The organism is Klebsiella sp. RC2, from assembly GCF_014192815.1.
Lineage (GTDB): Bacteria > Pseudomonadota > Gammaproteobacteria > Enterobacterales > Enterobacteriaceae > Klebsiella > Klebsiella variicola.
In genome coordinates, this window is the sequence record NZ_JACHYL010000005.1 from 120645 (window position 1) to 134614 (window position 13970).

Annotated in this window: 14 protein-coding genes; 9 read left to right on the plus strand and 5 right to left on the minus strand. The window is 59.5% G+C overall.

What is annotated here, in order from left to right; translation table 11 throughout:
- Window positions 1-60: 60 nt before the first annotated feature.
- The 5 genes from FHW76_RS16625 to FHW76_RS26605 form a co-directional block, all read right to left on the minus strand.
- On the minus strand, window positions 61-1101 hold the full coding sequence (locus FHW76_RS16625) for an NADP(H)-dependent aldo-keto reductase (RefSeq protein WP_183476844.1): 1041 nt from the start codon (window positions 1099-1101) through the stop codon (window positions 61-63).
- Window positions 1102-1321: 220 nt separating this feature from the next.
- On the minus strand, window positions 1322-1540 hold the full coding sequence (locus tag FHW76_RS16630; protein ID WP_002915974.1) for a YgdI/YgdR family lipoprotein: 219 nt from the start codon (window positions 1538-1540) through the stop codon (window positions 1322-1324).
- A gap of 123 nt (window positions 1541-1663) precedes the next feature.
- Entirely contained in the window at window positions 1664-2377 is a 714-nt protein-coding gene (locus FHW76_RS16635; protein ID WP_004205441.1) for a TerC family protein, read from the minus strand.
- Between the two features lie 63 nt (window positions 2378-2440).
- Window positions 2441-3136, minus strand: a complete 696-nt coding sequence (gene mutH / locus FHW76_RS16640; RefSeq protein WP_008806331.1) for a DNA mismatch repair endonuclease MutH — start codon at window positions 3134-3136, stop codon at window positions 2441-2443.
- A gap of 85 nt (window positions 3137-3221) precedes the next feature.
- A complete protein-coding gene (locus FHW76_RS26605; RefSeq protein ID WP_012540652.1) occupies window positions 3222-3365 on the minus strand; it encodes a hypothetical protein in 144 nt (47 codons plus the stop codon).
- Window positions 3366-3818: 453 nt separating this feature from the next.
- On the opposite strand from FHW76_RS26605, the gene rppH reads away from it, so the two are divergent.
- The 9 genes from rppH (at window position 3819) to recC (ending at window position 13924) form a co-directional block, all read left to right on the plus strand.
- Window positions 3819-4349: an RNA pyrophosphohydrolase gene (rppH, locus tag FHW76_RS16645; RefSeq protein ID WP_004205443.1), complete on the plus strand. Its 531-nt coding sequence runs from the start codon at window positions 3819-3821 to the stop codon at window positions 4347-4349.
- 12 nt (window positions 4350-4361) lie between these two features.
- The gene (gene ptsP / locus FHW76_RS16650; RefSeq protein ID WP_008806330.1) at window positions 4362-6608 is read left to right on the plus strand and encodes a phosphoenolpyruvate--protein phosphotransferase; all 2247 of its coding nucleotides are present in this window, start codon (window positions 4362-4364) and stop codon (window positions 6606-6608) included.
- A gap of 245 nt (window positions 6609-6853) precedes the next feature.
- Complete coding sequence (lgt, locus tag FHW76_RS16655) at window positions 6854-7729, plus strand: prolipoprotein diacylglyceryl transferase (RefSeq protein ID WP_002915934.1); 876 nt, start codon at window positions 6854-6856, stop codon at window positions 7727-7729.
- 6 nt (window positions 7730-7735) lie between these two features.
- A complete protein-coding gene (thyA, locus tag FHW76_RS16660; protein WP_008806329.1) occupies window positions 7736-8530 on the plus strand; it encodes a thymidylate synthase in 795 nt (264 codons plus the stop codon).
- A 186-nt stretch (window positions 8531-8716) separates the two neighbouring features.
- Window positions 8717-9268, plus strand: a complete 552-nt coding sequence (locus tag FHW76_RS16665; protein WP_016161770.1) for a prepilin peptidase-dependent protein — start codon at window positions 8717-8719, stop codon at window positions 9266-9268.
- Entirely contained in the window at window positions 9265-9822 is a 558-nt protein-coding gene (locus tag FHW76_RS16670; RefSeq protein WP_023298179.1) for a prepilin peptidase-dependent protein, read from the plus strand. The genes FHW76_RS16665 and FHW76_RS16670 overlap by 4 nt, the downstream gene beginning before the upstream one ends.
- On the plus strand, window positions 9819-10226 hold the full coding sequence (locus FHW76_RS16675) for a DUF2509 family protein (protein WP_032691242.1): 408 nt from the start codon (window positions 9819-9821) through the stop codon (window positions 10224-10226). The genes FHW76_RS16670 and FHW76_RS16675 overlap by 4 nt, the downstream gene beginning before the upstream one ends.
- On the plus strand, window positions 10211-10534 hold the full coding sequence (locus tag FHW76_RS16680) for a prepilin-type N-terminal cleavage/methylation domain-containing protein (RefSeq protein WP_016161768.1): 324 nt from the start codon (window positions 10211-10213) through the stop codon (window positions 10532-10534). The genes FHW76_RS16675 and FHW76_RS16680 overlap by 16 nt, the downstream gene beginning before the upstream one ends.
- A gap of 12 nt (window positions 10535-10546) precedes the next feature.
- A complete protein-coding gene (gene recC, locus FHW76_RS16685; protein ID WP_012967287.1) occupies window positions 10547-13924 on the plus strand; it encodes an exodeoxyribonuclease V subunit gamma in 3378 nt (1125 codons plus the stop codon).
- The last annotated feature ends 46 nt before the right edge of the window (window positions 13925-13970 follow it).

Here is a 13970-nt window from a genome sequence, read left to right on the forward strand (position 1 = left end):
TGTCTGCTCTTCGGTAGCCCGGGTGGTGGCGTATACGCCGCTACCCGGGGCTTTGCTTTCTTACGGTGCCGGGTAGGTATAAACCTGATGCACCGCCTCAATCTCCGCTAATACCTCTTCACTCAGTTCAAGCTGCAAACTTTCCACGTTGGCCTGCAGCTGCGCCATGGTCGTCGCCCCCAGCAGGGTGCTGGCGACAAATGGCTGCCGACGCACAAAGGCCAGCGCCATTTGCGCCGGATCGAGGCCGTGGCGTTTGGCGATATCCACATAGGCCGCTACCGCTTTCTGCGACTGCTCGCTGCTGTAGCGCGTAAAGCGGCTGAACAGCGTGTTACGCGCCCCTGCCGGCTTCGCGCCGTTGAGATACTTCCCGGTCAGTGTGCCGAAAGCCAGGCAGGAGTAGGCCAGCAGCTCCACGCCTTCGAACTGACTCACTTCCGCGAGGCCGACTTCAAAGCTGCGGTTCAGCAGGCTGTAAGGATTCTGAATCGTCACGATCCGCGGCAGGTCGTGCTTATCCGCCAGATGCAGATAACGCATCACGCCGAAGGCGGTTTCGTTCGACACGCCGATGTAGCGGATCTTCCCGGCGCGCTGGAACTCGGTCAGCGCTTCGAGGGTATCCAGCAGGGTCACGGCGGGCGCGGCATCAGCCCAGGTATAGCCCAGCTTGCCAAAGCAGTTTGTTGGGCGCTGCGGCCAGTGTACCTGGTACAGGTCGAGGTAATCGGTCTGCAGCCGCTTCAGGCTGGCGTGCAGCGCCTCGCGGATATTTTTGCGGTCCAGGACGTGATTGGGCCGAATGCTGCTGTCGTTATTGCGCGCGGGCCCGCTAACTTTGGAGGCCAGCACCAGCTTTTCGCGATTGCCGCGTTTCGCCAGCCAGTTGCCGACGTAGGTTTCAGTCAGCCCCTGAGTTTCCGGGCGCGGCGGGACGGGGTACATTTCGGCGACATCGATCAGATTGATGCCGTTGGCGACCACGTAATCGAGCTGCTGATGGGCATCAGCTTCGCTGTTCTGCTCGCCAAAGGTCATAGTTCCCAGCCCGAGGGTGCTGATTTCAAGTGAACTGTGTGGGATACGGTGATACTGCATAGCCAGCTTCCTTTTTATTTATAAGGTCAGGCATTCCCCGACAAAGGAGTATCAACATGGCAGAGGGTGAGAAAAAGAGGAAGTAAAAAATCAAAAAAGCCGGGTGACGAGGAGGGGCGGTGGGTGGAACCCGCGGCGTCCTGGTGTGTCCCGACTCTTCTCAAAAGACTGGTTGTCGGTAAGCGCAGCGTCAACAGAGGCTGGGGCCGACGGGGAAAGATTAACGCTTAATGATTTGCGAAACGTCGTCACGATTGATCTGCATTTTATTACCCTGCTGATCTTCGTAACTGATTAAACCGGTATCGTCATCCACGGTAGGTTTACCGTCGGTCAGGATCATTCGCCCATCTTTGGTCGCCATGACGTAATCGCTGCTGCAACCGGAAACCGAGAACGCCAGTCCTACGGCGGAAATCAATACTGCCCATTTTTTCATCGTCATCACCTCTTGAGTAGCTGCACCCCATACCCGTCTATTAATAGCCTGATTTGTGAGACATAAAAAGCAGTAAAGTCTGAAAAAGGGTTGCAGCCTGTGACCAGGCTGCAATTTTGTGGTTTACAGCGGGTTTTTCTTATTACGCAGCAGGTTAAGGCTCTCCACCGCAATAGAGAAGAACATGGCGAAATAGATGTATCCCTTCGGCACATGAACGTCGAAACTTTCCAGCATCAGGGTAAAGCCGACGAGGATCAGAAACGACAGCGCCAGCATTTTCACCGAAGGATGGCGGTCAACAAAATCGCCGATAGGTCGCGCGGCGAACATCATCACCCCCACCGCAATCACCACCGCCGCCATCATGATGAACAGATGATCCGACAGGCCGACGGCGGTGATCACTGAATCGAGGCTAAAGATGATATCCAGCAGCATGATCTGCACGATAGCGCCGAGAAAGGAGTGGACGTTGGTCTTCAGCCCCTCTTCTTCACCTTCGATAGATTCATGGATCTCTTTACTGGCTTTCCAGATAAGGAATAGCCCACCGAGCAGCAAGATCAGGTCGCGAAACGAAATCTCCTGACCGAGGACGGTGAAGAGCGGGTTGGTCAGTTTCACTACCCAGGCGATAGAGGCCAGCAGCGCCAGGCGCATGACCATCGCGCCCATCAAACCGATCCGTCGCGCGTGGGCGCGCTGGGCGGTGGGGAGCTTGGCCACGACCAGAGAGAGAAAAATAATATTATCGATCCCGAGCACGATCTCCAGCAGCGTCAACGTGCCCAGCGCCAGCCAGGCGTTAGGATCGGTTATCCATGCAAATAACATTGTTCAAAGTCCTGCAAAATAGAAAGCAGCAATTATATGCAAGCCCTAACGCAGAACAAAAAATTAATCGTGTTGTAACAAGAAATGGCGGGCGAGCAGGGCGGCGGTAAAATTCTTTTTCAGGTAAAAGCCGCGCGGCAGCGTCAGGATCGTCTCCCCGTGCGCGCCGATGGCCTCGGTCAGCGCCTTGCTGTTGGCGGCTTTCGGTCTTAACTGCAGCACCTCGCCATGGCGGGCGGTAATGCGCTCAACTTCGCCCAGAACAATGAGATCCATCAGCTCCTCCCAGTCCATGCGCAGCTGGCGCTCCTCGTCTTCGTCCGGACTCCACAGCAGTGGTGCGCCGACGCGCCGCGCCGCCAGCGGAATGGTGCGCTCACCCTCCACCGGGATCCACAGGACGCGCTGCAGCTTATGCCGCACATGGCTGCTCTCCCAGGTGACGCCGCTATTGCCGGTTAACGGGGCGACACAGACGAAGGTGGTCTCCAGCGGACGCCCCCGGCTGTCGATGGGGATCGTTTTGAGCTCGACCCCCAGCGCGGCGAAATCCTGCTCGGGTTTACTGCCTGCGCTGGCGCCCAGCCACAGCTCCAGCAGAATGCCCGTCCAGCCTTTATCGCGTTTCAGATCGCGCGGAATGGGGATCCCGGCCAGCGCCGCCAGCTCGCCCAGCGAATAGCCAGCCAGCTGACGGGCCTGGGCCAGCAACTGTTCCTGACTTTGCGGCGGCGAGGAGAGAGGGGCGATAGTGGGCATAGGGCGCTACCTTTGGCTAAAAAATGAGCGCTATTTTTGCGCGTTGTGGATAGAGTTTACCGTTTTCTGAGTAACTATACCAATGTCATGATTTATATGAGTTTTTAAACTTATTGCGCCGCGGGTGAAAACCGTGAAAACAGGTTTTCCAGAACTGGTCACTGACAATAAACAGGATCTTACACCATGTTATCCACAGAAAATTGGGATAACTGGGGAAAAGCCTCACTACTGGTTCGATTTACAGCCTTGACGTGCGACGAAAATCGAAATTTTAGAGAAAACCTGCCCGCGGTCTGCGCGTAATCTGTGGATAAAATCGACATTGCTCGATCTTTCATCAGTCAGCGGATCGCATATGTGATGATCGTCACGTTACGTTGTAATAAATGAAAGGAATATATTCTAACTTGATGAATATGCTATCATTATTTTAAGGTGTTAGCGGTGCGATGTTCAGATTACTCCGGGTTTTCCCGGGGTAATTCCGTACTTCTTCACAACTCTATCCACAGAAAAAGTGAATAAAATAGGGCCTAAGCCGCATTCGTTGTTTATAACTCTGGCCATTACTGTGAGTTATTCAAATGTTATCCGTTCTCAGTGTGCGAACAGAGTGGTTTACCGTTTCCGGCGAGTGTGAAACAATCATTCACATTGAAGCTTATCTTGAGGTAGTCCGGTGATTGATGACGATGGCTACCGCCCAAATGTCGGTATTGTAATCTGTAATCGTCAGGGCCAGGTCATGTGGGCCCGGCGCTATGGTCAGCACTCGTGGCAGTTCCCGCAAGGGGGCATAAATCCAGGAGAATCCGCAGAGCAGGCGATGTATCGGGAATTGTTTGAAGAGGTCGGGTTAAGCCGTAAAGATGTGCGGATCCTTGCCTCAACCCGTAACTGGCTGCGTTACAAGTTGCCTAAACGTTTGGTGCGTTGGGACACAAAGCCGGTTTGTATCGGCCAGAAACAAAAGTGGTTTCTTTTGCAGTTGATCGGCAACGATGCGGACATCAATATGCAAACCAGCAGTACACCAGAATTTGATGGTTGGCGCTGGGTGAGTTACTGGTACCCGGTTCGCCAGGTGGTGTCGTTCAAGCGCGACGTCTACCGCCGGGTGATGAAAGAGTTCGCCAGCGTGACCATGTCGCTGGCGGAGAGTGCACCTAAGCCGCAAAGCGCGCCTGCTTATCGACGTAAAAGAGGTTAAGCCACGCACATTATGCTCACTCGGTTGCGAGAAATAGTCGAGAAGGTCGCGAGTGCGCCGCGTTTAAACGAGGCGCTGGATATTCTGGTGACGGATGTCTGCCAGGCGATGGAGACGGAAGTCTGCTCGGTTTACCTGGCTGACAATGACCGACGCTGCTATTACCTGATGGCCACCCGCGGGTTAAAAAAACCTCGCGGGCGCACCGTTGCGCTGGCGTTCGATGAAGGCCTGGTGGGTCTGGTTGGCCGCCTGGCGGAGCCCATCAACCTCGCCGATGCGCAAAAACACCCCAGCTTCAAATATATCCCTGCCGTCAAAGAGGACCGCTTCCGCGCCTTCCTTGGCGTGCCGATCATTCAGCGCCGCCAGCTGTTGGGCGTGCTGGTGGTCCAGCAGCGCGAGCTGCGTCAGTTTGATGAAAGCGAAGAGTCTTTCCTCGTCACCCTCGCCACCCAGATGGCGGCGATCCTCTCCCAGTCCCAGCTGAACGCCCTGTTCGGCCAGTATCGTCAGACGCGCATTCGCGCCCTCCCGGCCTCTTCCGGGGTGGCGATCGCCGAGGGCTGGATGGACGTCAGCCTGCCGCTGATGGAGCAGGTGTATGAAGCCTCGACGCTGGACACCGCCTCGGAACGCGAACGCCTGACCGGCGCGCTGGAAGAGGCGGCTAACGAATTTCGTCGCTACAGCAAACGCTATGCTGCCGGCGCGCAAAAAGAGACGGCGGCGATCTTCGATCTCTACTCGCACCTCCTCTCCGACGCCCGCCTGCGTCGCGAGCTGTTTGCCGAAGTCGACAAAGGCGCGGTGGCCGAGTGGGCGGTCAAAAAGATCATTGAGAAGTTCGCCGAACAGTTTGCCGCGCTCAGCGACGGTTATCTGAAAGAGCGGGCCGGCGATCTGCGTACCCTGGGTCAGCGTCTGCTGTTCCATCTCGACGACAGCATTCAGGGGCCCAACACCTGGCCGGCGCGCATTATCCTCGTGGCGGACGAGCTGTCGGCCACCACCCTTGCCGAAGTGCCGCAGGATCGTCTGGTCGGTGTGGTGGTGCGCGATGGCGCCGCCAACTCCCATGCCGCCATTATGGTACGCGCCCTCGGGATCCCGACGGTGATGGGCGCCGATATCCAGCCCTCTCTGCTGCATGGCCATACGCTGATTGTCGATGGCTATCGCGGTGAGCTGCTGGTGGATCCCGAACCTGTTCTGTTGCAGGAATATCAGCGCCTTATTAGCGAAGAGAACGAGCTCAGCCGCCTGGCGGAGGACGATCTCCAGCGCGCGTCGGAGCTGAAAAGCGGCGAGCGGGTGAAAGTCATGCTCAACGCCGGCTTAAGCCCGGAGCACGAAGAGAAGCTCGGCAGCTTTGTTGACGGCATTGGCCTCTACCGTACCGAAATTCCCTTTATGCTGCAGAGCGGCTTCCCCTCTGAAGAGGAGCAGGTCGCCCAGTATCAGGGCATGCTGCAGATGTTTAACAGCAAACCGGTGACCCTGCGTACCCTGGACATCGGCGCGGATAAACAGCTGCCGTATATGCCGATCAGCGAAGAGAACCCGTGCCTCGGCTGGCGCGGGATCCGCATCACCCTCGATCAGCCGGAGATCTTTTTGATCCAGGTGCGGGCGATGCTGCGCGCCAACGCCGCCACCGGCAACCTCAGCATTTTGCTGCCGATGGTGACCAGTCTGGAGGAGGTGGATGAGGCCCGTCGGCTGATCGACCGCGCCAGCCGGGAAGTGGAAGAGATGATCGGCTACGCCATCCCACGTCCGCGCCTGGGGGTGATGCTGGAGGTCCCGTCGATGGTCTTTATGCTGCCGCAGCTGGCCAGTCGGATCGATTTTATCTCGGTAGGGACGAACGACCTGACCCAGTACCTGCTGGCCGTCGACCGCAACAATACCCGGGTCGCCAGCATGTATGACAGCCTGCATCCGGCGGTATTGCGGGCGCTGGCGATGATCGCCCATGACGCGGAGCGCTTTGGCATCGATCTGCGACTGTGCGGCGAGATGGCGGGCGACCCGATGTGCGTGACGATCCTTATCGGCCTCGGTTATCGCCATCTGTCGATGAACGGCCGCTCGGTGGCGAGGGTGAAATATCTGCTGCGCCGCATTGATATCGAAGAGGCGCAGGAGCTGTCGCGTCGCAGCCTTGATGCCCAGATGACCGCTGAGGTGCGCCATCAGGTGGCGGCCTTTATGGAGCGTCGCGGTCTCGGCGGCCTGATCCGCGGCGGGCGGTAGCGGTAGCCCGGGTGAGGCGTAAGCCGTAACCCGGGGATCCTCTGCTCGCACCATCCGGCAAAATAGGGTACCGCCGGGAAAACGGCATTCTGTTAGCATCCGTATACATATCTTTTACACGTTCGGCGCGGATCGCACTCCAGGCTTATGCTATGATTCGCCTCCTTCGGCGTGCCCGTTTTTATCGGGCATAGATCATCACCGCTGTCCACTTTCGGCGGAATAACAAGTCTTTATGGTGACAGATGAATAGTGGCTACCTGCATTTTCCGGAGTTCGATCCGGTCATTTTTTCTCTAGGCCCGGTCTCCCTCCACTGGTACGGTTTGATGTACCTGGTGGGCTTTGTCTTTGCGATGTGGCTGGCCACCCGTCGGGCGAATCGTCCGGGCAGCGGCTGGACGAAAAATGAAGTGGAAAACCTGCTCTACGCGGGCTTCCTCGGCGTCTTCCTGGGCGGCCGTATCGGCTACGTGCTGTTTTACAACCTGCCGGTATTTCTTGCCGATCCGCTGTATCTGTTCCGCGTCTGGGACGGCGGCATGTCGTTCCACGGCGGCCTGATCGGCGTGATCCTGGTGATGATTATCTTCGCCAGACGCACCAAACGCACCTTCTTCCAGGTCTCCGATTTTATCGCGCCGCTGATCCCGTTTGGCCTTGGCGCCGGGCGTCTGGGTAACTTCATCAACGGTGAGCTGTGGGGCCGCGTGGACCCGAGCTTCCACTACACGATGATTTTCCCGGGCTCCCGTGCCGAAGACCTGGCGCTGCTGCCGACGCATCCGGAATGGCAATCGCTGTTCGATACCTACGGCGCGCTGCCGCGTCACGCGTCGCAGCTGTACGAGCTGGCGCTGGAAGGCGTGGTGCTGTTCCTGATCCTGAACCTGTTTATCCGTAAACCGCGCCCGACCGGCTCCGTTTCCGGTCTGTTCCTGATTGGCTACGGCCTGTTCCGCATCATCGTGGAATTCTTCCGCCAGCCCGACGCCCAGTTCACCGGCGGCTGGGTGCAGTACATCAGCATGGGGCAGATTCTTTCGATCCCGATGGTGCTTGCGGGTATCATCATGATGGTTTGGGCTTACCGCCATCGTCCGCAGCAACAGAATTCTTGAGGAACCATGAAACAGTATCTTGATTTGATGCAGAAAGTGCTCACCGAGGGCACGCCAAAAAATGACCGCACCGGCACTGGCACGATCTCTATTTTCGGCCATCAGATGCGTTTTAACCTGCAGGAAGGCTTCCCGCTGGTGACCACCAAGCGCTGTCATTTACGCTCCATCATCCATGAACTGCTGTGGTTCCTGCAGGGCGACACCAACATCGCCTATCTGCACGACAACAACGTCACCATCTGGGACGAGTGGGCAGATGAAAATGGCGACCTGGGGCCGGTCTACGGCAAACAGTGGCGTTCCTGGCCTGCGCCGGACGGTCGTCATATCGACCAGATCACCACGGTGATGAACCAACTGAAAAACGACCCGGACTCCCGCCGGATCATCGTCTCGGCGTGGAACGTCGGCGAGCTGGATAAAATGGCGCTGGCGCCGTGCCACGCCTTCTTCCAGTTCTACGTCGCCGACGGCAAGCTCTCTTGCCAGCTGTATCAGCGCTCCTGCGACGTATTCCTCGGCCTGCCGTTTAACATCGCCAGCTACGCGCTGCTGGTGCATATGGTGGCGCAGCAGTGCGATCTGCAGGTCGGTGATTTCGTCTGGACCGGCGGCGACACCCATCTGTACAGCAACCATCTTGAGCAGACCAACCTGCAGTTGAGCCGCGAACCGCGTCCGCTGCCGAAGCTGGTCATCAAACGCAAACCGGCGTCGATTTTCGACTACCGTTTTGAAGACTTCGAGATTGAAGGTTACGATCCGCACCCGGGCATTAAAGCGCCGGTGGCGATTTAACCCTCCAGCAGAGATGACCAACCGGCGCCCGATGGCGCCGGTTTTTTTATGCCTTTTGCACCATCAGAATGGAGGCTATCTCCATAGCCACAGGGATAAGGTCGCTTCAGCCTGCCCACTGCCCTCCGGCGGTTGCGGTGGGCGAAGTTGGGTAGACGCTCGCAAAAAAATGTTCTTCTGTCGAGTATGCAAACCTTTTTTGCGTATCTGGCCGGGAAAGCTATTTTCCGTCGTCGCGCCAGGGTCAACCGCCGCGGCATACTCGACGCCATGAACAGAGAACATGGCTACACCCTGATGGAAACCCTGGTAACGCTGACACTGATGATGATCCTCAGCGTCGGCGGCCTGTACGGCTGGCAGCGCTGGCAGCAGCAGCAACAACTGTGGCAAACCGCCGTCCAGGTGCGGGATTTTCTGCTCTTTCTGCGCGATGACGCCAACGCGTACAACCGGGACCGCGTGCTTCGCGTCGGCCAGGACGAAGTGGGCTGGTGCCTGAGCGCGGAGGGGGAGGGGCCGGAATGCGCCTCGGGGACATCCTTCACGCTGCGCCCGCGCTGGCCGGGGATCACGCTGGCTGGCGTTACGCCTGGTCTGGGGTTTTATGGTCTGCGCAGCACCGCCTGGGCGGGGAATCTGCGGTTGCAGAGCGCGGCCGGCAGCTGGAGCATTGTGATCTCACACTGGGGGCGGATTCGTTTATGCCGCAGCGACAGCGCAGGAGGGTGTCAGTGAACAGTCGAGGATTTTCCCTGGCGGAGGCGCTTATCGCCATGGCCATCGGCTCGCTGCTGCTGATGGGGGCCTGCCGTTTTCTGCCTGCCCTGCAGCGTCATATTCTGCGCCAGGGCGAACAGCTGGCCCTGGAGAACGAGCTGTGGCAGCGCGTGCATGCCGTGGGAAAACATCTCCAGCGCGCCGGGTACTGCCGGGGAGCGTGCGGCGGAGCCGGGCTGGAGCTAGCCGCTGATGGCGAGTGTCTGATTGTGCGCTGGGATGCGAACAGCAACGGGAGATGGGAAACCTCCCCCGCGGCAGCGGCGGAGAGCACCGGCTTTCGCCTGCGCGACGGCGCGCTGGAGACCTTGCGCGGGGCCAGCGACTGCCGCGGGGGCGGATGGGAGAAAATCACCAACCCGGCCGCCATCGTGGTGACGCGCTTCTCGGTACAACGTCAGGTCACCTCGGGCTTCGCGCCGGAGCTGAGCGTGACGCTGGCGGCGCGCTCCGCGCAACAGAGGGGCCTGACGAGCGAGGTTGAGCAGCGGGTGACGGGGTATAACCTGTGAGCCGTCAGCGTGGAATGTCGTCGCTGCTGATGGTGCTCCTGTTGCTGACCCTCGGCAGCCTGTTACTCGAGGGGCTTAACCTGCAGCAGCGGGCGCTGCTGGCGCAAACCGCCAGCGAAACGCAGGCGATCCGCGATACGGCGATAGCCCATTCGGCGCTGCAGTGGGGAAAACAACAGGCCTGGTCGGCGCAGCTGCCGCTGGCCTGCCGGGAGCAGACGCCGCAGGGCTGGCGCGCCTGCCTGCGTATCTTCGGCGACGGTTCACTGTTGCTCAGCAGCGCCAGCGGCGAGGTGCAGGTCTGGCAGTCCGGCGAGGTGCGCGGCGGGCAGGTGCGTTTTTCCGCCCACGGCTGGAGCGATTTTTGCCCGCTCAGGGAGGCGAGCTTATGTCAAATGCCCTGAAGCATCAGCGGGGGTTTAGCCTGCCGGAGACCGTGCTGGCGATGGCGCTGATGGTGCTGACGGTCACCGCGCTGGGCGGCTATCAGCGCGGAATGGCGCAAGGAATTGTCCAGTTGAACCAGACCCGTCAGCTGTGGCGGGACGCGTGGCGCTATAGCCAGCTCTCCGCGCCGCCCTCGCCGGAACACGGGCAGGTAAGCCGTATGCAGACATCGACGCAAAGATGTGTCAGCATCACGGTAACGATCAGTAGGCCCGTTGCCAAGCGGGTGCAGATGACCCGGCTGCATTGCCCGGTTAGTCAGTAGTCAGGAGCAATTATGTTAAGGGTATACCACTCAAACCGGCTGGATGTTCTCGAGGCGTTGATGGAATTTATCGTCGAGCGCCAGCGGCTGGATGACCCTTTTCAGGCCGAAATGGTGCTGGTGCAGAGTACCGGTATGGCGCAGTGGCTGCAGATGACCCTGGCCTCGCGCTTCGGAATTGCCGCCAATATCGAGTTCCCGCTGCCGGCGAGCTTTATCTGGGACATGTTCGTGCGCGTCCTGAAAGATATTCCTGGCGAAAGCGCCTTCAGCAAGCAGAGCATGAGCTGGAAGCTGATGACCCTCCTGCCGCAGCACCTGGAGGAAGACGATTTTATCTTGCTGCGCCAGTATCTGAGCGATGACGGCGACAAGCGCAAACTGTTTCAACTCGCCGCCCGGGTGGCGGACCTCTATGACCAGTACCTCGTCTATCGCCCGGAGTGGCTGATGCGCTGGGAGGCCGGCCAGCGGGTGGAAGGTCTCGGCGATGCCCAGCAGTGGCAGGCGCCGCTGTGGCAGGCGCTGGTGAGCTATACCGCCGAGCTGGGGCAACCGCAGTGGCACCGCGCCAATCTCTACCAGCGCTTTATCAGTACCCTGGAAAAAGCGGACGAACCGCCCGCCGGGCTGCCGTCGCGCGTCTTCATCTGCGGGATTTCCGCGCTGCCGCCGGTCTATCTTCAGGCCCTGCAGGCGCTGGGTAAGCATGTCGATGTCTACGTATTGTTTACCAACCCCTGCCGCTACTACTGGGGAGACATTAAGGATCCGGCGTTCCTGGCGAAGCTGCTGTCGCGCCAGCGGCGCCATCACCGCGAGGCGCGCGCGCTACCCCTGTTTCGCGACACCGAGCAGGCGCCGGGGTTGTTTAATGACGCTGGGGAACAGGATGTCGGCAACCCGTTGCTCGCCTCCTGGGGCAAACTGGGGCGCGACTATATCTACCTGTTGGCGGGGCTGGAGCGCTATGAGGAGCTGGACGCCTTTGTCGATATTGCCCCCGATAACCTGTTGCATAACCTGCAATCGGATATCCTCGAACTGCGCAACGCGGCGGTGGCCGGGCAGAGCGCAGAGGCGTTCGCCCACAGTCGCGACAAACGTCCGCTGGCGCTGGATGACCGCAGCCTGAGCATTCACGTCTGCCACAGTCCGCAGCGCGAAGTGGAGGTTCTGCACGATCGGCTACTGGCGATGCTGGAGGCGGATCCGACGCTCACCCCGCGGGATATCATCGTCATGGTGGCGGATATCGACAGCTACAGTCCCTATATTCAGGCGGTGTTTGGCGCGGCCAGCGGCGATCGCTGGTTGCCGTGGGCGATCTCCGACCGTCGCGCCCGCGAGTCGCACCCGGTGCTGCAGGCGTTTATCACGCTGCTCTCGCTGCCGGACAGCCGCTTCGCCAGCGAAGATGTGCTGGCGCTGCTGGACGTGCCGGTGCTGGCGGCGCGCTTTAATATCACGGAAGAAGGGCTGCGCTACCTGCGCCAGTGGGTGAACGAGTCCGGCGTCCGCTGGGGAATGGATGACGACAACGTCCGCGAGCTGGACCTGCCTGCGACCGGGCAGCATACCTGGCGGTTCGGCCTCACCCGTATGCTGTTGGGCTACGCCATGGACAGCCGCGAGGGAGAGTGGCAGTCGGTGCTGCCGTATGACGAATCCAGCGGTTTGATAGCCGAACTGGTGGGCAACCTCGCGTCGCTGCTGATGCAGCTTAATCTGTGGCGACGCGGCCTTGCCCAGCAGAGGCCGCTGGCGGAGTGGCTGCCGGTCTGTCGCGATCTGCTGAATGACTTTTTCCTGCCGGACAGCGAGACCGAAGCGGCGCTGGCACTGATTGAGCAACAATGGCTGGCGGTTATTGATAGCGGTCTGGAAGCACAGTATGGCGACCAGGTGCCGCTGACGCTACTGCGCGATGAGCTGGCCCAGCGTCTCGATCAGCAGCGGATCAGCCAGCGCTTTCTTGCTGGCCCGGTCAACATCTGCACCCTGATGCCGATGCGCTCTATTCCTTTCAAAGTGGTTTGCCTGCTGGGGATGAACGACGGGGTTTATCCGCGAACGCTGCCGCCGCTGGGCTTTGATTTGATGAGCCAGAAGCCGCAGCGCGGCGACCGCAGCCGGCGCGATGATGACCGCTATCTGTTCCTCGAAGCGCTGATGTCCGCCGAACAGACGCTGTATATCAGCTACATCGGCCGTTCGATTCAGGACAACAGCGAGCGCTTTCCCTCGGTGCTGGTGCAGGAGCTGGTGGATTATATCGGCCAGAGCCACTGTCTCGCTGGCGACGAGGAGCTTGACTGCGACGCCAGCGAAGCCCGGGTCAAAGCCCATATCACCCATCTGCATACGCGCATGCCGTTCGACGTCGCTAATTTCCAGGAAGACGAGAACAAGAGCTACGCTCGTGAATGGCTGGCCGCCGCCGGCCAGCAGGGAGAGGCGCATAGCGATTTTATACAGCCGCTCACCGCGCCGCCGATTGACAGCCTGCCGTTCGAGCAGCTCTTACGCTTCTGGCAGCACCCGGTTCGCGCGTTCTTTCAGCAGCGTCTGCGGGTCAATTTCCGCGCCGAAGAGGACGATATTCCAGACGACGAGCCCTTCACTCTTGAAGGGCTGAGCCGTTATCAACTGAATCAGCAACTGCTCAATACGCTTATCGAGGAGCAGGACGTCTCAGCCATGTTCCGCCGCTTCCGCGCCGCGGGCGAGCTACCGTATGGCGCCTTTGGCGAGCTGGTCTGGGAGACGCAGCGCCTGGAGATGCAGGCGCTGGCCGAGCGGGTGATGGCCGAGCGCCAGCAGGCGCAGAGCATGGAGATCGATCTGCAGTGCGGCGGCGTGAACCTGACCGGCTGGCTGCAGCAGGTGCAGCCGGACGGTCTGCTGCGCTGGCGGCCTTCGCTGCTGAGCGTCTCCCAGGGGATGCAACTTTGGCTGGAACACCTTGTCTACTGTGCCAGCGGCGGCACCGGCGAGAGCCGGCTGTTTGTGCGGAAAGAGGGAGAGTGGCGCTTCCCGGCGCTGGCGCCCGCCGAGGCGCAGGCGTACCTTAATGCGCTGGTGGATGGCTATTTGCTGGGGATGTCGCAGCCGCTGCTGCTGCTGCCGGAAAGCGGTGGCGCCTGGCTGAAAGCCTGTTACGACGCCGAAAAGGATGTCATCTTAATGGACGAAGAGACGCAGCAGAAAGCGCGGAGCAAATTCCTGCAGACCTACGAAGGTAATATGGTGGTCAGCGGGGAGGGCGCCGATATCTGGTATCAACGCCTGTGGCGTTCGCTGGAGCCGGCGCATTACGAAGAAATTATTGCTCAGACGCAGCGTTATCTGTTACCGCTATATCGTTACCATCAGTCCACACAAATTTAAATAGTATAAAAATTGCGCAGTGAATGGCGGTTCATTTATTATGCGC